The 20,985-nt window shown below is 45.7% G+C and carries 19 protein-coding genes; 3 read left to right on the top strand and 16 right to left on the bottom strand.

Annotated features, from left to right (window positions below; all coding sequences use genetic code 11):
• Positions 1 to 13: 13 nt before the first annotated feature.
• From ABID47_RS11440 to ABID47_RS11420, 5 genes are all read right to left on the bottom strand, one after another.
• Positions 14 to 886, bottom strand: a complete 873-nt coding sequence (locus ABID47_RS11440) for a carbohydrate ABC transporter permease (protein ID WP_354497297.1) — start codon at positions 884 to 886, stop codon at positions 14 to 16.
• Positions 887 to 909: 23 nt separating this feature from the next.
• A complete protein-coding gene (locus tag ABID47_RS11435; protein ID WP_354496743.1) occupies positions 910 to 1,749 on the bottom strand; it encodes a carbohydrate ABC transporter permease in 840 nt (279 codons plus the stop codon).
• Between the two features lie 173 nt (positions 1,750 to 1,922).
• The gene (locus ABID47_RS11430) at positions 1,923 to 3,197 is read right to left on the bottom strand and encodes a sensor histidine kinase (RefSeq protein WP_354496741.1); all 1,275 of its coding nucleotides are present in this window, start codon (positions 3,195 to 3,197) and stop codon (positions 1,923 to 1,925) included.
• A complete protein-coding gene (locus ABID47_RS11425) occupies positions 3,197 to 3,874 on the bottom strand; it encodes a response regulator transcription factor (RefSeq protein WP_251673981.1) in 678 nt (225 codons plus the stop codon). The genes ABID47_RS11430 and ABID47_RS11425 overlap by 1 nt, the downstream gene beginning before the upstream one ends.
• Positions 3,875 to 4,647: 773 nt before the next feature.
• Positions 4,648 to 4,827: a DUF2961 domain-containing protein gene (locus ABID47_RS11420; protein ID WP_354497295.1), complete on the bottom strand. Its 180-nt coding sequence runs from the start codon at positions 4,825 to 4,827 to the stop codon at positions 4,648 to 4,650.
• 148 nt (positions 4,828 to 4,975) lie between these two features.
• Between ABID47_RS11420 and ABID47_RS11415 the strand changes: the two genes are divergently transcribed.
• Entirely contained in the window at positions 4,976 to 5,281 is a 306-nt protein-coding gene (locus ABID47_RS11415; RefSeq protein WP_354496739.1) for a hypothetical protein, read from the top strand.
• Between the two features lie 226 nt (positions 5,282 to 5,507).
• Here the strand turns inward: ABID47_RS11415 and ABID47_RS11410 are convergent, their stop codons facing one another.
• The 4 genes from ABID47_RS11410 to nfsA all read right to left on the bottom strand — a co-directional run bounded on the left by ABID47_RS11410 (position 5,508) and on the right by nfsA (position 8,557).
• Positions 5,508 to 5,852 (bottom strand): response regulator, encoded by a 345-nt coding sequence (locus tag ABID47_RS11410; protein ID WP_354496737.1) that lies wholly within the window; start codon positions 5,850 to 5,852, stop codon positions 5,508 to 5,510.
• A 559-nt stretch (positions 5,853 to 6,411) separates the two neighbouring features.
• Positions 6,412 to 7,143: an NADPH-dependent F420 reductase gene (locus ABID47_RS11405; protein WP_354496735.1), complete on the bottom strand. Its 732-nt coding sequence runs from the start codon at positions 7,141 to 7,143 to the stop codon at positions 6,412 to 6,414.
• A 141-nt stretch (positions 7,144 to 7,284) separates the two neighbouring features.
• Entirely contained in the window at positions 7,285 to 7,710 is a 426-nt protein-coding gene (locus tag ABID47_RS11400; protein WP_354496733.1) for a MarR family winged helix-turn-helix transcriptional regulator, read from the bottom strand.
• Between the two features lie 106 nt (positions 7,711 to 7,816).
• Positions 7,817 to 8,557: an oxygen-insensitive NADPH nitroreductase gene (gene nfsA, locus ABID47_RS11395; protein ID WP_354496731.1), complete on the bottom strand. Its 741-nt coding sequence runs from the start codon at positions 8,555 to 8,557 to the stop codon at positions 7,817 to 7,819.
• Positions 8,558 to 8,845: 288 nt separating this feature from the next.
• Between nfsA and ABID47_RS11390 the strand changes: the two genes are divergently transcribed.
• Positions 8,846 to 9,214 (top strand): winged helix-turn-helix transcriptional regulator, encoded by a 369-nt coding sequence (locus tag ABID47_RS11390; RefSeq protein WP_354496729.1) that lies wholly within the window; start codon positions 8,846 to 8,848, stop codon positions 9,212 to 9,214.
• A 354-nt stretch (positions 9,215 to 9,568) separates the two neighbouring features.
• Positions 9,569 to 11,869 (top strand): hypothetical protein, encoded by a 2,301-nt coding sequence (locus tag ABID47_RS11385; RefSeq protein WP_354496727.1) that lies wholly within the window; start codon positions 9,569 to 9,571, stop codon positions 11,867 to 11,869.
• A gap of 115 nt (positions 11,870 to 11,984) precedes the next feature.
• Here ABID47_RS11385 and ABID47_RS11380 read toward each other — a convergent pair whose 3' ends face one another.
• The 7 genes from ABID47_RS11380 to ABID47_RS11350 all read right to left on the bottom strand — a co-directional run bounded on the left by ABID47_RS11380 (position 11,985) and on the right by ABID47_RS11350 (position 20,879).
• Positions 11,985 to 13,142 carry a glycoside hydrolase family 172 protein gene (locus ABID47_RS11380; RefSeq protein ID WP_354496725.1) on the bottom strand — a complete coding sequence of 386 codons (1,158 nt, stop codon included), beginning with the start codon at positions 13,140 to 13,142 and terminating at the stop codon, positions 11,985 to 11,987.
• A 29-nt stretch (positions 13,143 to 13,171) separates the two neighbouring features.
• Positions 13,172 to 14,005: a carbohydrate ABC transporter permease gene (locus ABID47_RS11375; protein WP_354496723.1), complete on the bottom strand. Its 834-nt coding sequence runs from the start codon at positions 14,003 to 14,005 to the stop codon at positions 13,172 to 13,174.
• Positions 14,002 to 14,850: a carbohydrate ABC transporter permease gene (locus ABID47_RS11370; protein ID WP_435530619.1), complete on the bottom strand. Its 849-nt coding sequence runs from the start codon at positions 14,848 to 14,850 to the stop codon at positions 14,002 to 14,004. Before ABID47_RS11370 ends, ABID47_RS11375 begins: the two co-directional genes overlap by 4 nt.
• Positions 14,851 to 15,029: 179 nt before the next feature.
• Positions 15,030 to 16,421 carry an ABC transporter substrate-binding protein gene (locus ABID47_RS11365; protein WP_354496719.1) on the bottom strand — a complete coding sequence of 464 codons (1,392 nt, stop codon included), beginning with the start codon at positions 16,419 to 16,421 and terminating at the stop codon, positions 15,030 to 15,032.
• 113 nt (positions 16,422 to 16,534) lie between these two features.
• Positions 16,535 to 18,331 (bottom strand): cache domain-containing sensor histidine kinase, encoded by a 1,797-nt coding sequence (locus tag ABID47_RS11360; protein WP_354496717.1) that lies wholly within the window; start codon positions 18,329 to 18,331, stop codon positions 16,535 to 16,537.
• Positions 18,332 to 18,341: 10 nt separating this feature from the next.
• Complete coding sequence (locus ABID47_RS11355; RefSeq protein ID WP_354496716.1) at positions 18,342 to 19,949, bottom strand: response regulator; 1,608 nt, start codon at positions 19,947 to 19,949, stop codon at positions 18,342 to 18,344.
• A 54-nt stretch (positions 19,950 to 20,003) separates the two neighbouring features.
• The gene (locus ABID47_RS11350; RefSeq protein ID WP_354496714.1) at positions 20,004 to 20,879 is read right to left on the bottom strand and encodes an ROK family protein; all 876 of its coding nucleotides are present in this window, start codon (positions 20,877 to 20,879) and stop codon (positions 20,004 to 20,006) included.
• Positions 20,880 to 20,985 lie beyond the last annotated feature (106 nt).

Below are 20,985 nucleotides of genomic sequence, written 5' to 3'. Positions count from 1 at the left end.
CCGCGTTTCCTCCTTAGCCCTTGATTCCGGACAGTTGTATTCCTTCGACCAGGTAGTGTTCGGCATACAATGCGAGCAGGATCAAAGGCATCATATATAAAGCGGAAGCCGCAAACGCAATGCCAAGCTCGCCGCTGCCGATGACGGACAAGTAAATCGATAAAGGCTGTTTGGCGGCATCATGCAAAAAAATGAGCGGTTGTTCCACCATGTTCCAGTTGTCGATAAAGACCAGGATGGACAGCGCCGCGATTCCGGGACCGCACATTGGCAGCACGATTCTGGCGAATATGTACATGTAACCCGCGCCGTCCACCCGGGCGGCTTCCGCGTAGCTTTGCGGCACGAACATCATGAACTGTCGGAGCAGGAAGACGCCGAATGCGCTGAAAATACCCGGGAAAATAATCGACAAGTAGCTATTCAACAAACCGAGTTTATCAGCGACAATATAATTGGGTACGAGAGTCACTTGAAAGGGCATCAGCATCGTCACGATATAGATGAAAAACAGCGGCTCCCTAAACCGAAAGCGAAGCTGGGAGAATGCGTAAGCCGCCAACGATGCCACTGCAATCTGCCCCGCGATAATCGGAACAACGATTTTGACCGAATTCCAGAACAGCAACAGAAACTGCGGTTTCTCGATCAGTACCGAGTAGTATTGCGATAAGGTAACGAGCTGCGGAATCCACTTCAGCGTCACATGCTCCATATTGGCCGACGGGTCTTGCTCCCCATGTATCGCCTCGTACGTAACGGAAATTTCGGATTCTGTCATGAACGAGTTGGTGATCGTCAGCATGATCGGAAAGAGGAATAAGCCAGTCAATCCGATGAGGAGTGCCATGAGCGCCCACCTGCGAATGATGCGCAACGTTTTCATCACCTCCCGTAAACCTCCATGGATTAACTTAAAGATTTGGTGATTCGGCGCTCAATCATAAAAAGCATCAGCACCAATGCGACAATTACGAATGCCATTAAGAAAGCGGCTGAAGTCAATTTCTGATAATCGAGCGACCTAAACATGTTGTTCATGTAATGCTGCAGCATGTAGATGCTGTTGTGCGGGTATTCGCCTGCAATCAGATACGTCTCCCGGAACACTTTGAAAGAGTTGATGATGGACATAATGAACACGAAAAATGTAGTCGGCGTCAAATAGATAAGTGTGATCGAAGTCCATTGCCGGAATTTGCCTGCACCGTCGATGGACGCCGCTTCGTAATAATCGGCGGGAATATTTTGCAAACCGGCGAGGAACAAAATCATGTTGTACCCGATGTTCTTCCACAGGTAGACAATGATGATAACCGTCATGGCCCAGCCGCTTTCCATCCAATCTTGCGGATGGCCGCCGGCCGCTGCGAGCCAGCCGTTGATCAACCCCAAGTCGTCGAACAGCACTTGCCAGACTAGAACGACGGACGCGACAGGCACGATGAGCGGCGACAGATAAGCGATGCGGAACCAGTTGCGCATCCTCATTTTGCGGTTAAGCAGCATGGCCAATCCAAGCGAAAAAAACATGTTGAGCGGCACGCTGATGGCCGTAAACCGGAATGTATTTTCCGCCGCTCTGCGGAATACGGTGTTGCCTAGTAAATCCTCATAATTTTCCATTCCGACGAATGAACCGCCCACCGGACTGTCCATTAACGAATAATAGAAGCCGATTACAAACGGAGCGGCGAAAAATACGACAAATCCGATTAAGCTTGGCAGCAAGAACAAACTTGCGATCATTCCTTCGCTTTTGAGCCGCCGTGTAACAATGTCGACCTCCTCCTTTCCTCCCGTTGTTGGATTTGATTATGTCAAAAAGAAATTAGAAAACGATTAAAGGAAAAAAGAGCCGTCCCATTCGTCTAATGACTTGGGACAGCTCTTTATTGATATTGGAGGTTGATGTAGGTAGCTTAACCACCCGGTTTTGAGTGCCGTGGCAATTTAACGGTTACTGCGGTCGTTTGATCGCTGCGCGCGCTAATCGTGCCGCCATGTTTTTCCGCAATCCATTTGGCGATGGACAAGCCGAGGCCTGTGCCTCCGTCATCGCGGTTTCGGGTCTGGTTGCCGCGGTAGAACCGGTCAAAAATGTGCGGCAAATCCGCTTTGGCGATGCCGATTCCCGAATCTTCCACGATCAGCTCCGCATCTTGGCCGTTCCTTCGGCAGACGACGCGGATCTCGCCGTCCTCTGGCGTATACTTCAAGCTGTTGTCCAGCAGGATGACGATTAATTGTTGAAGTCTTTCCTTGTCCCCCATCATACTTACCGGTTGTACGGACCTATCGAACCGGATCCTTTTCAACTCCATGAAGGGGTTGAACTTTTGCGAGGCATCCTCCACGATTTCATCCAAACGAATATCCGTCAGCAGAAGCTCTGTCTGATTGGAGTCGGCGCGGGCGAGCGTAAGCAGCTGCTCCACGAGCTTCTTCATCCGTTTGGATTCTTCCAGCACCATAGAGATCGGTTCGCTCATCTGAAGAATGGAACGGTCGGGGTGGCGGAATACGTACTCTGCGTTGGCGTGTATAACGGAGATCGGCAGCCTGAGTTCGTGAGAAGCGTCCGCAACGAACTGCTGCTGTTTTTCCCACGAACGGCGGATCGGACGAAGCGCTTGGTTCGCCAAATATAAGCCAACCCCCACAGTACCGGCCGCGCCAACAACGATTCCGATTCCGATGATCTGCATCAGATTTCGCAGCATGTTAACTTCGGAATCCACATTGATGACGGCTTGCGCTTGGTCGATTACCGCGGTTTTTCCTCCAGGATATATGGACGTCGGCAAAATGACCTTTTTGGACGGATCGAACTTCAGCATCTGAACGCGATAATAGTGGGATTCGATTCGAATTGTCTTTGGATCACCGGGCGTTCGATAATTTTTCAATACACCGATGACACTGTCATTGTACTCTTCCGTCTTGAGCAGTGGAAAGGCATTGCCATCCGCGTCCCACAGAACCAGAAAACTGGCGGGATCGATGATCTGCACGTTTCGCTTCAACAACTCCGCCGGTTTGACAAACTGGCTGGATCTTTCCTTCAGCGATGCATCCACTTTGTTATACAAATTTAGGCTTACGTACATGTAAATGATGATGTTAAAAATGGTCAGTATGACAAAGAATACTGCGGCGTTCAGCATCGTCAGACGGGTACGCGTGGCATGGAACATCAGTCGTTCTCCTTCAGCATATAACCGACATTCCGAACCGTTTGAATCATCGAATCGCAGCCGTAAGCTTTCAATTTTTTACGCAAATAAAAAATATACACATCGACGATATTGGCGGAGTTCTCAGCTTCGATCCCCCATATGCGTGCGGAAATTTGTTCGCGATGTAAAATCTGCTCGCGGTTGAGCAGCAGGTATTCGAACAATTCGTATTCTTTCTGGGATAACTCGAGCGGCTGGCCGTCGACATGTATCTCTCTCATTTTCGGATGAAGCGTGATTCTTTTATAGTGGACATCCCCCTCTGTGTCGACTGCTCCCTGCCTTCGAAGCAGAGCTCGCACTCGCGCCAGCAATTCGCGCAATTCGAATGGTTTGGTCAAATAATCGTCTGCTCCGGTATCCAGTCCCTTAACCAGATCGTCGACGCTGTCCTTGGCCGTCAGCAGCAGAATCGGCGTCGAGGCGCCTTTCGACCGGATTTGCCGAATAATATCCAGTCCGTTCATGCCCGGCAGCATAATATCCAGCACCAGTAGATCGTAAGCGCCGTTTTCCGCCAAATAGCAGCCGTCATCTCCTGTTTCCACGCCTTCCGCTCGATATCCCTCTTCGTTCAGAATGGTTACAATCGTTTTTAAAAGATGTTTGTCGTCTTCCACGATTAGCACTTGCATTCGCTCCACCCCCCTATAGCTGCGCGCGATGGCAGCATGCGGAAGTATTATACAGAATTCACATTAGTATAAGATTAAAATCATGGATCCTGATGTCCTGTCGAGTTATTGAATCTCGCCGAACGAATGTTCTCATCCACTGCTACAATCACAAGCGAATTCAATCTCAATAATACAATTTCACATGTGATGCAATTACAAATAGTATTAAAAGTTTATATATACCTCTTAACGTTGCGGAGATAGAGAGCATCAGGGAGTCCGCTGTTTCTTTTCGCCAGTCGCTGTCTCAGCATGCACGCCATGCTATGAATCCTTCAATGGACTCATCCTGATGCAGGGTTGGGCGAATTAATAAACTCCTCAACATAGTTCAACTCACTTTACAGAAAATGGGTCAGACCCCACTAGAGTCTGACCCATTCACACAAACGCTTACTCATACAATTTTCTCATCCATTTTAAAAATTGACTCAGTAATTCTGCAAACTTTCTCACTACTTATGACACCACTCAGTCGATGATCGCTCGCTCTGTGTGTTGTCATAATTGTTGAGAAAATCCATTTGAAAAATGTTGATACATCAAGGCGTGTTTTCATATTTAATGAGAAGGGTTCCTTTAGTAAATGCTGGATATAATGCTTATTTTCATTATTAGTGAGAATTCCCGCAAACCTGAATTTGCATATTTATTCACCTACATACATCGATTATGGAATCAAGTCTCGGCTCGCCAAAAGCGATCCTCACCTTCTTTAAAGCGCTCCGTATTCAGATCCAGATAAGGTCATCGCGGTACCAATTTTTTTGAATGCGAAGGAGTTCATCCGTGTCGGGCTTCGTAGATAAAGTATACCCGGTATCCGCTAGAGTTTCGCATGCTTCTGCCCCATCATTTTCGATTTCGATCCTCGCTTCATCCGAAAAAGGCATATACCAATAAAAATACATTTCATGTCTATTCATCCCCAAATCTCATCGTCTTCTGTATAGAGAAGACGACAAACCAAATAAGGGGGCCTCCTCGATACAAAATAGAACTCTTCCATAAATATTTTTCATTTTTTTGTAAACCATACAGGTTGAAGGAGTGATTGAAGTGAAAATCAAAATAAAGCAGATGTTCCTTCTGCCGGCATTTTTATTTGTAATGAACGTAGGCGGGATTTGTGCAGCTGCACCAGAAGAGCAGGTAGAGAATTCAGCAAAAGACATACGAACCTACACGTTATCCATCCTCTTTAGGGAAATCAATGACGCGATATCAAAAGAATTGGGCATTACTGATTGGGGATTCATTCCTAAGAAGGTTTGCGAAATAAATGGCACCAGTCTTACTTTGGAAGGGGATCTCTTTAAGAACAATAAAGTCCAGAAAAAAATTAGAGAGAGTCGATTTAGATAAGATGGACAATTCAGACTATAAGGTAACCTGTGTTTCAGAAATTCCAGAAAGCACTATTGCGGACTAAGTATCGCGGAGCTGACTGCAGTGCCCTTCCTATTTTCGGAGCCAGAAACAAAAAATAACCTGCTCCTTTGAGTTGGCTTTTTTTAATCTATTATCCGAATGGATTGGCTTATGTACGGCTGGGAAATTCGAGAATCTTTTTCCCACTCGCTTTGTGGTCTCATAAATTCAACGAATCAATGCATTGTTTAATTCGGTTGAAACTAATGGGCTTTTCAATAAAACCCGCAAACCCCTGACAACGTGTCTTTGCGCTTGGATCTGTTGCAACGGCAATAATATGGGGCGGGTTAACTAAGGACGAAACAATCTCTTCAGCCGCTGAAATCCCACCCATGAATGGCATGTAAATATCCATAAAAATCAACTGATAGGATTTCGATCTTGTCGCTGCAACGGCTTCTAACCCATTGGTCGCAGTATCTGCAGAATAACCAAGTTTCTGTAAGATTAGAACCAATACGATACGATTGACTTCATAATCATCCACCACAAGTACATTCATTGAGAACATCCTTTCATCAAGCAGAGAAGAGAACCACGCACAAGCGATTTACCATGTAAACGCTCCTAATTAAAAGCTAACATTTTAATTTACCCATTTAAATAGCATGCGAAACCAAAACTCCAACTTTATTTGAATGATACTTGGGTAAACCTGATCATGAGCCCGTGAGTAGCCAAGTGAATTTGCTGCCCGTCTTTTCCCGGTTTCTCGAAAAGGACGGATTAGAATATCGCATCGGTATCAAAAAGGGAGAATTGGCATCCCTCAGCACTTTGGAGAGCGCAGCTAATTCGCTTGAAAATCCGAACTAACAAAAAAGAGAACATCCACAGGGAAGTTCTCTTTTTTAATTTATACGGGGAGTCAAATCTTCCTGCACCTGTAGCCGGTCTGTCCCATCTTTGACAACCTATCCTATTTTTCTGTTACGAACAAAAAGAAACTTCCTCCCCTCTCATCAGGGGAGATTGAAGGTTTTTATCTGGCTGCAATCTTTCTTATTGAACTTTCGTTTCCCGTTAGTTTAGGTCATCAACCTCAAATAAGGGCTTCTAACTTATGAATTGTATATTTCTTTATTTAATTTAATAATGTCTTTTATTGAATATCCTCCTGGAGCCGCTGATATATTCTCAATCACCTTATCCCGTAGTAATGGGGCTTTTTCCTTATTTGCTTTTTTTAATGCTTCGGTAAGTTCCTCTTTTGTAAGTTCTGTGCAGTATGCAGGAGTTCCTGGCTGTTGTCTCCACGATTCACTTAAAGATCCACTATCTACTGCGTCGAAGCCCAGCTCATTTGCTACATTCATAATTATTTGTTTATGCGATTGGTTATCACCAGCAATCGCTATGGCGATGCGTCCGCTAGTTCCTTGGGGAGTTCCTTGATGTTCTAAAGTATACGCCAATAAATTGTTGAAAGCTTTAATGATCGGTCTGCCCAATTGATTGGATACCCAAACACTTTCAACCATCCCGTTCTCAATATCTTCAATTTTATTGCTTATTTGAGGGTAATAATTTGAAGTATCTACAACAACTACTTCCTCCCCAACTTTATCTACAACGCTACGAATGCTTGGCAGTGCGTAGAAGGGAATTGATATTACTAGAACATCAATATTTTTAATAACATCTTCTACACTAACGGGTGTTCCTGCAAGTTTTTTTCCTTCTAGCCGTTCGATTCCGCGAGCATCTGCGATTTTGACATCATGTCCATTCTCAACTAACTTTTTTGAAATATTTGACGCGATTGGTCCTGCACCTATAATTCCAAATCTCATTTTCATTTCTCCTATCGTTTTAAAATTCTACTTCGCTCGACAAAGTATGATCGGCTGCCGCCATGTTTATCAATGTATCGACTAAGATTATCTTAAGCATATTGTTTAGCATGCTAAATAAATTCCCAAAGACATGGAGAGCTAAAATATATTTCTCTCCATTTGTAGCATTAATTGTCTTAATATCAACCGATCTTCCGTAGAAATGGACTGAAGTAATTTATCTTGCTGCTCCCTCCATTTAATCCCAACCGGTTTCTCTAATTCTTTGCCTTTGTCTGTAAGATAAATTCGCATTACCCTTGCATCTTGCTCATCTCGTTTACGGTATATAAATCCGTTCTGTTCCAGTGATTTAACCATATTCGTTACAGTTGGGGGTTCACATTTTAAGTGTTCACATAATTGCATTTGTGTAACCCCATCGCCTAACCACAAACGATACAGTAAATTATCTTGCCCGACATAAAGGTTAAGTTCCCTTAGAGATTCCCCATAATTTCGGCGCATTTGAGAGGAGATCCGATCTAACGACTGACGAATATCGCAATCCACTGCATCTGTCATGAGGACTAACCTCCTACCACCGAATATATTTAGCATACTAAATGTATCATGGTGAAATACAGGTGTCAATTTGCAGGAGGGACCACCAAATGTCAGGAGTAATAACTTATTTTTTTGCGAATCCTTGCTTGTTCAAATAATCCATCATTTCAGGCAGAATACTTCTCTGGAGATGATCTTGGATATGATCACTCCATCCTTTTACTTTCTTCACTGTGAAAGGAGCCTTAATCGGGCGACTCTCATAATACTTCAACATGGTTTCGTCATAGATGGCTAATTTTTCATGGTCAAGTGATTGATACTGATTTTCCAGCAACACCATGGATTGAGGCAGACGCGGCTTAAGTTCAGGTTTATTTCCAGCAGGAAAACCTAAGCATAATCCCACTAAAGGTATCACATACTTCGGTAATTCTAAAAGGTTAGATAATTCATTAATATTTGCTCTGACGCCACCAATAAATACACCACCAAGTCCCATGGATTCGGCTGCTGTTAAAGCATTCTGTGCCATCAGCCCAGCATCGAAAGAACCGATCAAGAGAAACTCAATATATTCTAAGTCCACATCTGGGGCAACTTGATGATTTCGGTTGAAATCTGCACAAAAAACCCAAAATTCAGTTGCTTCTTCGATATAGGGTTGATTAACACTGAGGTGCATTACTTTTTTTCGCAGATTCGGATCTGTAATTCGAATAATCGAAACGGCTTGAAGAAGACTGAAAGATGAAGTTTGACTAGCTGCTTTAAAGATTACCTCCCGTTGTTCCTCTGTTATAGATTTATTGGTGTAAGAGCGCACGGAAGAATGGTTATGAAGTAATTTAAGCGTATCATTCATTTAGATTCCTCTCCCTTCCTTGTATAATAATATTTCGCATACCATATTGGTTGGGAACGCCCCTATTTCTCGTGCAGTGTATTTCATTCATACTCCCTGTGGAACAACCGCGAAAGGCCCAGCGCTAAATCACTTTTGTGTTACAATAATGCTTAGCCTACTAACTAAATGTTGAGTTGCTTTGCTTAGTGATATTGAAATCATAATTTCTTTTGTTGGATCTGCATAGAGGGCAATATAAATGGACATAGTACAATTTTTTGTACCTTTAGACTAGGAGTGATCTCAATGAGGGTCTGTAATGAAGGTTTCGATAAAGACTTTATAGATGAGAACAGGGATATGTATGCGATTGCGTTTACCCAAAATATTCTTTCAGGACGTTGGAAATTTTTTATATTATGGTATCTAAAAGGAGAAACACGTCGCTATACGGATATAAAAAATTACCTAGGCGGATTATCACAAGGTTCCTTAACAAAGCAGCTAAAAGAGTTGGAGACCGATGGAGTTATTGTACGTGATGTTTACCCGGAGGTCCCTCCTCGAGTAGAGTATTCGCTCACAGACAAGGGAAATAAATTACTACCTATCCTTGAGAAGATGAAAGACTTCGGTAATGAATACGGGGAAAAATCTGCATCTGATAAAGAGTAGTTATGATTACATTAGGTAAGGCCCCTCGCCTCCTGTGATTCGTAATTTGTTGCAAATTTAAATTTAATCTCAGAGTTGCTCGTTAGCTTAACACCTGCAGCCAGTCTACAACTTTATTTTCATAGAACACCTACCAAAAAGGTTTAATGGGTTTTCCGGATATCCACGCCTTCGGCCGGGCGTATAACGGTCAACGGAATTCATCCAATCTTTTTAGCGGACAACAAGATTTTAAGCGCTAAAAATAATCCTAATTTCAAAAAATCCTCCTATTTCTTTCAAGTGTATCTCTCCCGAATAATGAAGGAAAGCGCTGCAGAACGCTAATTTGAATGAACATAGGAGAGTGAACTGATGCCGCAGTCCTTCATAACCATCAGTGAAGCTTTGAAGCAACCCAGAAGCCGTTACTTTGGCATCGTCTATAAAAACGGCTGTTATACCGCAAACGACAGTATGAGTTTCTTCGGGCGCAAGCTGCCAGACTCTGAATTGACTTTTGACATCGCAAACAATACAACTCTGATTAACGTAAATATGAACGGGTCGCTCAAACATGTGAACGTGTATAACGGGCAATATGCCAGTGATAACATTCCGGGCGTATGGACATGCAAAGACTTCCGCAGAACGGGACCATATGCTTTTGAGCTGAAGATCGGCGAGAAGCGATATGACCTTGGCCGGGATGATATTCCTTACACCACCTCGCTTCTCGATAATTTATTTCCTATTACAGAATACCGACTTGACGGTGTTCAAGCTAAGCTGCTTGCTTTCGCCCCCGTTTCCGCTGATGGAACGACCCGTCTGAGGGGAGTCATCTACGGCCTTTTTTTGGAAAACCAATCCAAGCAGAATCTGGATGGCGACATAATACTCCCAAGCCCGGATACCGAAGTGGGTCGGTTATTCTCGGGAGCGGACCTCTGCGTTCGATTATTAGAGAATGATGAATGTAGTACATCCAAAAAAGCAGTATCTTTTCATCTTCACCCGGGGCAGAGCACTTGGGTTCCAGTAGTAATCTACCCTCCCGACGAGCAGACGTTCCAGCTTATCAAAGAGAAAGGCTCACTTCATTGGCTAAATGAGACCTGGACGTATTACCGTAATATGCTCGGCCGGCTCAAAATGGAAAATGACCCGTTTGCCGCAGAGTTTTATGAAAGGGCGATTCTGCAGTGTTCTGGTTCGATTGCAATGAATCGCTATGGCGCTGTCGTTGGATCGAACTGGGGAACGTATCCGGCTACAGAGTTCACTTGGAATAAGGATATGTACTATTCCTTTCTCCCTCTCCATGCGGCCGAACCTGGGCTGTTCAAACAGGGCATATTGTGGTTTTTGGAACAAGGTGTACGGCCGTTAGGCAACCGCTACTCTGGCGGTATAACCCACTCGCTCAGCAACTCACTGTCTTCTGTTGTTATGGCCGGACTTTATTACCAAAGCACTGGGGACAAAGAGTTTTTTCTAGAACATCCGGATATCGATTTGCGCTTACGCCAGCTGCTGGAGGAAACGAGTAGAACGCGTAAGCAAGGAGGACCTTGGCTTTTTCCCTCAGTCTGGTTGTCGGATGCCTACTCACTTGGCGACTACCACACAGGCTCCAACGTGGTAGCCTGGTCTGCTTTCCATTTTTACGCCCGTAGCGTTCGTGAGGTCTTTGGAGATACGCAAACCGCCGAACGTTACCAAACTATAGCAGCCAAAATCAAAGTGGATTTGCAGAGGTTCAATACAGCAGAAGGCCCTTTTGGTCTTCAATATGTGGAAGGGGTCAGTACTGCTGGAAACACTCTGCGAGATGAAGCGAGGAAGTACACTGGAGAATACGCTGATTTCGGCATGCAATTTATTGGCTTTCTGACGAAGGACGGCTTCATCGACTTGTTCCATCATGACGGTGAGGAGTCGGATACGATTCTTATGCCAGTGTACGGATACGCATCCTATGACGATCCCGTATACCGGCATTTTATGCAATTTTCATTAAGCCCCTACAATCCAACCTATAATCCAGAATCCAAAGGTATTCAATGGGGCGATCACGCAGCCTGCACCTTTCCAGGCTATATGAGTGGCCTGGGTATGATAAAAGATTTCGACTCACTTTCTGGACCAGAAGGCTATTTTACGGAGGTACGGAAGCTGACCGATGTCGACGGTTCGCTCTGGTGGTGGCCTTACCTTAACGGAGCAAGGTACGGAGATGTTATCAGACACCACAATTGTGGAAAATGCGGCTGGGCGTCCGGGGTATATTCAGCCCTGTTCGTCTCTCAAATATTAGGGATTGTTTATGATGCTCCTGCTAAACAGCTCTCTTTCCGTCCTTTGCAGGCCGCCGGTTCCTTCACTTGGGAAGGACTCAGACTTGGAAGTGGTCTTTTTGATCTCACCCTTCACCAAAAGGAAAATGTTCTGGAGGCAATTGTGACTAATTACAGCATCCAACCGGTAAACATCCTCGTCGAACTTCCCGTTGGACACAGCGCGAAAATCAGAACTTATGTTAACGGAAAATCGACGAGCTCCCGCGTTGGCAAAGGTTATTACAACGATTCAATGACAGCTATATTTAAAGATATACTGCGACACAAAGAATCAAAGTCATTCATCATTACGGCCCACCTTCATTCTGAATGAACCGAAAGCAAGCTAGCCCTCTTATACTACTGTTCCCTCTGCGTGACCCGAAAAACAGCGGCAAGTTCGGAATCTCCCGACTTGCCGCTGTTTTTTCTACTCTATTAAGTTAAATTCAGAACGTCCGGTAGAATAATTTCGCACTTTCCTTCTCCGGTATTGGCAGCCGCTGCGATACGGACAGCATCTGCGGAAACGCTTTGTGTGGCTCGCGCTGATACCAGTATGCAACAGACGAGTAGTCATTCGATTGAGCATTGGCATGCCCATGCTCAATGCTAAAGCGGATCGACTTTCTAAAGATTATGGGGTCGACGATATGAAATCGATATTGTGTCATTTTCCCAGAATAGTCGTTAAAGGAGATCGTGTTACTCTCTTTCCAGGCATCGCCGTTTTCCCGGATTGGAGCGTAAAGAGACAATCCGTGATACGGTGCATCATATTTCCCAGAAGGGTAACCCCAGGCGGCGCAGAAATAATCTTCCGTTCCCGTCCCGTGTAGACGGGGCGGCCATGGTTCACCGTCAATAAAGAACATATCGTCCCCTTCACCCGGCCAACTAAAGCCAGGCATCGGATTCAGATGATCAATGCTTAAATTACATCCTACATAATGGCCTTCACCTACTGCATCAAGGATTACATAATTGTCTTCACCCGTTAGATTTTTCAGCTCATATACTTTCTGGTCGCCATAATTAGCCTTATCTTGCTTATCGTGTTCTGCTTTCAGTGCAGATAGGTCGACCAGGCCCTTCGTTGGGTTTTCTCTCCGCCACGATGCGTGGAAGTAAAAGCTATCTTCTGGTATTTCCTTTTCAACATAATCCACATAAAAATACAGAACGATTTCGTGTTCGCACTCGTTAATGATTTCAATCCGGGCTCCACGACGGAACGGCATTTCGAAGAAACAGTTCATGGCCGCTTTGTCTTCAATAACGTTTTGAGTCGTAATCATATTGAGCGGCATGGATACGTAATGGCTGGCCACGCCGTGACCAACGCCGAAAAAGTCTCCCACTGGTGAGTCAACACTCGGTTCCTGTTCATCATCCCAAAACATTCGGATCAACACTTTGCGAAACGCATATTTATCCCTGGAAGCGATTGTCATCCAAATATGCTGGATCACACCCGCGCTAGCAATTTCAGCAATCGCCGCTGATTGTCCCGCCCCGATCACGATAAAATCCTTATTCCCTCCAGTTCGATCCCAACTCGATAACCTACGGGATGTTCCTTCCTTACGTAAGTATAACTGGTGCATAACTTATACCACTCTCCCTCAATTATTGATCAAGCTTTAATCCCAGTTAGTGTAATGCCTTCGATGAAATAACGCTGCCCTATAAAAAAAACAATAATGGCCGGAAGCAAAACTACAGTCGCTGCTGCCATCATCAGATGCCACTCAGCCGAATACATACCTTTGAACTGCTGTAGTCCTAGAGCAAGAGTATATTTGGTTTCGTCATTCAAATAAACCAGTGGACCGAGGAAATCATTCCACGATGCCAAAAACGAAAACAAACCGACGACGATCAGCGCAGGCTTGGTGAGCGGCAGGATAATCGAACGAAATATCCGCCAATGCCCAGCCCCGTCTACATAAGCCGCTTCATCCAGGTCCCGGGGAATGCTGAGATAGAATTGGCGCAGCAGGAATATGTTGAAGGCGCCGCCGCCAAACCAAGCTGGAGCGATGAGCGGAATGAAAGAGTTGGTTAAACCAACCTTACTCCATCCAATAAACGTTGGAATTAGTGTCACGGCGTATGGCAACATCATGCTTGACAGCAACAGGCCAAATATTAGGTTCCTGCCTTTCCAGTTCATTCGGGCGAAACTGTAGGCGCTGATTGAACTGGTTAAGACCACACCTAGCACCGAAAAAACGACAACGATCGCAGTATTGACGAAATACCGGCCGAAAGGCAAAATAGTCAGCGCCTCACTATAATTGGAAAATTGAAAAGGGCGCGGTATCCACACGGGCGGCAGCTCGAAGATTTGACCCATATTCATCAAAGAACTTCGGATGAGCCAGATGAGCGGCAGTAAGCTGAAGATCCCTCCAGCGGTCAGCACTAGATAAATCAATCCTTTTTCAAACCAAGCTTTGGCTCTCATCGCGTACCATCCCCCTCGTAATAGACCCATTTGTTTGAAGTCCTGAATACGACGTAGGTCAAAATCATGATGATGACAAACAACACCCAAGCAATCGCGCTGGCACTCCCCATCCGAGAGAACTGGAATGCTTCTCTGTATAAATAGAACACGTAAAAGAGGCTTGCGTTATTAGGCCCGCCGTTTGTCATGACATAAGCCTGTGAGAACACCTGAAAGCCGTTGATGATGCCCATGATGAGATTGAAGAAAATTGTGGGAGTCATCATCGGAATGGTAATATGCCGCAGTTTAGCAAACCTTGATCCGCCGTCCATTTCAATCGCTTCGTAAAGCGACCGGGGAATGTCCTGCAATCCTGCAAGAAAAATAATCATTGTCCCGCCCGTCGTCCACAAGTTCATCAACGCCAAGGAAGGAACAACCGTCTTCTCTCCGAAAATCCACTGGCTTCCCGGGAGGCCCAGCGAGCGAAGCAGCTCGTTGGCGAGGCCAAGATCAGGATTCAGCAGCCACAGCCAAATAAACGAAATCGCGATAATCGGAACGATTGACGGTAAATAAAAAATCGTACGAAAGACTGCTTTTCCTTTGACGTTTTGATTCAGGAGAATCGCTAACAGAAAGGAGTAGATAATGCCGGTAGGCACACTAAGAATCACGAAATAGAACGTAACGGCTAACGACTTGTAAAAATACTGATCCTCGCCGCTGAACATTCGCTTATAATTTTCGAGACCGACAAAAGCCGGTGAATTCGATCCGGTGTAGTCAGTAAAGCTCATAAACAAGCTGTATATCATCGGGCCTAATGTAAACATCAGCAGACCTAAAATCGCCGGCATGGCAAACAGCCAGCCGTATAGGTCCTTCCGATTGGCCAGGCGCTTTTTCTGCAACCGGTTCCCAGTAAGAGCAGTAATGGTTTCCACAAGCAAGTCCCCCTCCATTGAAACACTCCCGAAGACCGGCGCCGTTTACACAGGCACGCTGTACCGGAACCGGCACTTCGGACAAACGTTCATTATTTTAAGTAGGTACCTTGTATCAACGGCTTCACTTTCGTCTCTACTTCTTTCATTGCTGCTTCAGCCGATTTCTCACCGAGCCACACTTGATCAAGTGCTGCAGATACCGCTGTATCGATTTCAACGAAGTTTTTGACGTTATTCTCCGGCGACGGCTCCGCATGTTCATAGGTTGAGCGCATCACAGCATCCTGAAACCCAGTCGGTCTTCCAGGAAGCTCCTCGTTCGCCCACTCGTCGATCAGCTTTGGATCCTCGTACCATTTTTTGAGTTGCGGCATCCAGAGGCCTTGGTGCAATTCAAGTACGTTCTGCGGATCGGTGAGGAATTTGGTGAACTCCCACGCTTCCTTCGGATGTTTCGTGCTTTTGAAAATAATAAGAGAGCCACCGAGGAAAAACGTTTTGTAGTCCTTAATAACCGGAAGAACGCCAACACCCCAGTTAATCTTGGTTTTGCTCAAATCCAGGTGATTCCAACTGCCGTCGATAATCATCGCTACTTTTTTGGACTGCAATGCGGTAGCCGGAGCGGGAATGCTGCTGGCTTGAACCGGCGATGGCGAAACATGGTGCACATTAATCAGATCGGCTATTTTTTGAAGTGCTTCGGTTGCTTCTGGCTTGGATAAACCGAATTCCTTGCCGTCCTTGGTCAAATAATCCCCCCCATTGGAAAGAACCATTGGCATATAGGACGACCAACCGAGGCTGAATTTAACACCATATTGCTTGATGTTTTTCGGGTCGAATCCCGGATCGTCGGGATGCTTACCGTTACGATCAAGGGTCAACTTCTTAGCCGCGTCTACGAATTGATCCCATGTCCATGCTTCCTCCGCCTTGGTCGGTGGGAGATCCACTCCCGCTTCCTTAAACATATCCGCATTGTACATAAGAGAAGGAACCACGGACGCCTGATACGGCCCGGCGCTCTTATCTTTATCCCAGTTCCACCAAGCATAATCAAGGTAATCCTCTTTCTTAATGCTCGGATCATCTTTCATTAAATCGAAGAAGTTGTAGATCAATCCTTCCTCGCCCATTTTCAGCTTCCATGCGGCCGAATAACTGACGTCCGGCGCTTCGTTGCCGGCAATCATGGCATTGAGTTTCTGTAGAAAATCCGTTCCAGGAATGTGTACTGGGTTGATGTCGATATTCGGGTTTTTCTTCTCAAAGGCTTCGATTGCCGCCTCGACTGCTTTCTTTTCCTCTGGACTTCCCCAAAAGGTGAACTTCAGCTTTACTTTTTCTTGTCCATCGGAACCAGATTTCTCACCACCCTGCTGTCCCTGATTCGTCCCTGCTCCGCAAGCGGTTACAAACAGAGCGAGAATGGTTAGGCATGCAATCATCATTCTTAGTTGGCCGGACTTTGTTTTCATATGTGGATACCCCCTACTTCAAAAAGTAAGCGCTGCAGTCGCTGCCTTTATTGTAAAATTGCTGCATCTGAAAACCTATTGAATGTTTTTTCGTTTTCTGTAATTTTTTTTGATCAATTCATTTTCCCTTGTGCTTTGCGGTAAGGAATGATCAGCTTTACCCGGGTACCTAGTTCCAGTACAGATTCAATGCTGATACCGTAACGGGTGCCGTAGCGAAGTTTGATTCGCTTATCGACATTTTTAATCCCAATGTTGGAGGTAGTTTCAGCCAGCACTTCCTTGAGACGTTTCGGGGTCATGCCTCGGCCGTTGTCCTCAACGCAAAACTCAATATCTTCACCCTGCCGACGTCCGTAGATCGTGATAAGTCCTCCACTCTCCATACCCCCGAAACCGTGAATGATCGCGTTTTCCACCAGCGGTTGAAGAAACAGCTTCGGCACGTTGACTTCCATCAGCCCAGGCTCGATATCGAAGTCAACCTTGAAAGCGTGATCGTAACGGTTAGACATGATGATAAGGTAATCCTTCAACCAGCCGATATCCTCTTGAAGCGGCATCTCATCCTTCCGGTTGTCCGTCGTATAATGCAGCATACGGGACAAGCTGACCAGCATCTGACTGACATGCTCTTTCTCTCCGTGAACAGCCATCCAGTTAATGATATTCAGCGTATTGTACAGAAAATGGGGGTTAAGCTGGATATTCAGCGCCATAATCTCGGTTTCCCGTTCCCTAAGTTTGGAGACATAATTTTCTTCAATCAACTGCTGCACTTGTTCGTTCATGCTGTTGAATTTCATCAGCACATGCCCTAGCTCGTCTTTCCCTTCCACCTTGATTCTGGCATTGAAGTCGCCGCCTCCGACCCGTTTGATGGCGAGCAGCAGTTTTCTGATTGGCGAGTAAATCCGTATAGATATCAGATAGGCGAACAATAGCGAGAGTAGTAACAGCGAAGCACCTAGCGTAATGATAAAAACGGTGATTGTTTGTCCGATATCCTTGGTTAATGCGCTGGGAGGAATCAGCACGACCGAGGTCCATCCTGTGATCCCAGATACCGTGTAACAGGCGATCATCCTTTTTCCGTCCACCATAACGTAGGACGCTCCGCTGCTGCGGCTTTCAAATTTGTCGATCCAGGGTAAGGGCGGTTTGCTTCCGACCAACGCCGCATTGGTGTGGGAAATGATCGTGCCATCTTGGCTCACTACCAAAAATACTGTATTATCGATCGGGATACTGTTTCGGAAAATATCAGAGTAGACACGATCTTGAAAATTCATCACCAGAATCGGTTTTTCCATCCCTGCCCTGGTCCGTACAATAGCGTCATTACGCACACAAGAAGGGTTTAATTGCCTTACCGCAGAAAATAATTGGCGATATTCGATGTCAGCTCCCGCTAAATCTGGCAGTTGGTGCATCCGGCTGTAGTCATAGGTTGGCACCCAGGTGAGCTTTCCCTTTTTCTCAGCCGCCTGTTTGTATAGCTCGGATTCATAAAAGTGATCCGGCGGATACGTGTTTCGCGTTTTACTGCCATAAACGAAACTCCGGGTCACGAGCTCCACAGAATATAGATCCTTGGACTGCGCGAAATACTGATTTAAAATTTTCGTTACCCTCCTATTTGTGTTCAAAAGTTCGCTGCCAGTAGGGGCAGCACCATCAAAAATTTGATACAGGTCGCATTCAACCATGAGGGAGAGACTTTCGTCTTCGATGATCTTCAACCGTTCATCGATAATCTGGTTGTTTTTCTGCACGATTTCTGTCACATTATCCCTGGCCAGTTTAAGCATGACATTTTTACTCGCATAAAAGGCCCCCGTCCCCAACGTGGCAAGGGGGAGGGTAATCAGTACAATGTAGGATAAAATCAGCTTGTTTTTCAGCCTCATAACGATTCACCTACTTCAGATCATTTTTGCGGAATTCTTCCGGAGAAAGACCGGTTTCCCGCTTAAAGATCCGGGTAAAGTATCCTGCGTCTCTAAATCCAACTTTTAAGGCGATTTCCGAAATCTTAAGGGTGTCGTCCTGTAATAATTCCTTAGCGTTGTCCATTCGGAGTTGAAGTAAATACTCGGTAAAATTCATGGATGTGTGCGATTTAAAGAATGTACTGAAATAGGCCGGACTAAAAAAGAACCGTCTGGCCACCATTTCCAGTGAGAGATCCTCCATATAATGTTCTGCCAGAAAAGCCTGGCAAAGCTCGATGATCCGACGGCTTTTGTTGTTTTTTCGATCCATAATACCGTTGATGATCTGGTCCAAATATTCGCCCGCTTTTGCCTTGAGTTCTTCTAGGGTGGAGCAGGCAGGAATCCGGAATTCCATCTCGGAAACAAAATTGTCCGCCGCTTCCTTTCCCAAGGCCGGCTCATTTGCCTTGATAAGTTGGACTAACACATACAGAATGCTATGCTTTAAGTGGGCAGGGGAAGGATAATCCCCCTCCAATAGTCGCTGAATCAATTGTTCCAACGCGTCCAGTCCTTTAACCCGGTCCCCGACCGCGACCGCCGCTGTAAGCCCGGTTTCAGCAGGGACCAAGTCCAATGATGGCCTGCGTGGATTGTAAGCGATTTCATTATTAATGACAAGCTTTCCTCTCCCGCAGTAAAACGTGAAATCTAACGCATTCAAAGCTTGTTTGAATGAACGGGGCGCTTCGTGACGGAGATCGCTCACTCCGTCACCTACCCCAATGGAAACGGTTAGCTCATATTCCACCCGAACTTGCTCGATAAATTGGACCAAATGCTCCGTCTCACTCTTCAGCAGCCATTCTAAGGAGTGCCGGGGCGTCATAACCGAGACAAGCATGTGCTCGTCTCCCTCCAAATAAAAGGAAATGACCTGCCCGATCGGTTCTGCGGCTTGTCGTATCCAGTTTCTTAGGCTGGTTTTGACTTCCGCGAATTCATCCCCGGTATACAGATTATCGACCTCGGATTTGTCGATTATAGACACCCATATGAAACCAATTTGTCCTTCCGGAATCAACCGTTCAACTTCTCGTATTTCATCTTCACTTGCTTCAGACCGTACCCAGCGGCTGAGAAGGTGCTGCTCATATACGGGAATGGCTGAGCTTAGTTTCTGTCTAAGGCTCTCCCGGTCCCGTATACGCAAACGCTCTTTTTCGATGGCTCCGTCCAGCTTATGGAGCATCTCCACAATGTCTTTTGTTTCTATTGGTTTCAGGAGGTAATCAAAGGCACCGAGTTTAAGCGCTTGTCTGGCATAATCGAAGTGCCCGTACACGCTTAAGATAATGATTTTAATCGACTCGCTTTGCTTTTTTAAGTGCTCAATCATCGTAAGACCGTCCATATTAGGCATACGAATATCCGTAAATATAATATCAATTCGGTTATCTAAAGCGATGCGCAATGCTTCTTCTCCGTCCTTGGCCGTAAATATACGGCAATCAGGTCGAAGCGATTTGATCATGTCGGCAATCCCGCGACGATGCCGCGGTTCGTCATCCGCAATGAGCACGCGATACATGGCGTTTCCTCCCTTTCAGTAAGTAGATTCGATTCGTTCACCGGCTTTTAACATTCATATGCTGGCGGCATCAATGCCCAGCGCAAGGGCACCGCACAATCCGGCATTGTCACCCAAGCCGGGCCGCACGATATAACTGTCCATACCGTTTAATATCGCACGGGAGGCAACATAGCCGTTTAAGGTTTGGGCGACTTCCTTACGAATGAGCGGAATCAACCTCTTCTGTTGCATAACACCGCCGCCAAGAATCACTTTTTTCGGCGAAAGCAACAGAATTACTCCCGAAATGGCCTGTGCCAGATAATAAGCTTCCATCTCCCAAGCCGGGTGATCTTCGGGAAGATTGTTTCCTTGTACACCCCAGCGTCTCTCAATCGCAGGACCACTGGCCATGCCCTCCAGACAATCACCGTGATAAGGACACGAACCAGGGAAGCTATCTTCTGGATGCCGCCGTGTCAGTACATGCCCCCCTTCCGGATGAACCAGTCCGTGAATCAACTTGCCTTCCGCATACACGCCAACGCCTACTCCCGTTCCGATCGTGTAGTAGACACAACTCTCCATTCCTTGGGCTGCACCCCACTTCGCCTCTCCGAAAACGGCAGCATTCACATCGGTATCAAAACCGATCGGTACGGGATAAAAATTTTTCATATACTTAACAAAGTCAAACCCCGCCCATCCCGGTTTAGGTGTCGTGGTAACACATCCGTAACTAGGACTCGAGCAATCCAGATCAATCGGCCCAAAAGACCCGATCCCCATCGCCTCAATGCCCTGGCCACGAAAAAACGCAGCCGCCTGCTCCAGTGTTTTTTCCGGCGCTTCTGTAGGAAAGCTGATCCGTTCCAAAATTTCGCCTTTTTCATTTCCAATGCCGCATATGAATTTCGTGCCCCCCGCCTCAATCGCACCAATTCTCATATCTAATTCCTCCTAGACAGTAAGTGTTTACAAAGTTAGTTTACTATTTTGAAAAACGTTTTACCATATCATATTTTTCACATTCATTTGTCTTTTATTTTTCTAT

It is taken from the genome of Paenibacillus favisporus, from assembly GCF_040545415.1.
Taxonomy (GTDB): Bacteria; Bacillota; Bacilli; order Paenibacillales; family Paenibacillaceae; genus Paenibacillus_AQ; species Paenibacillus_AQ favisporus.
Note: the sequence above shows the minus strand (reverse complement) of the source record. Positions and strands in the feature narration are given on the sequence as shown.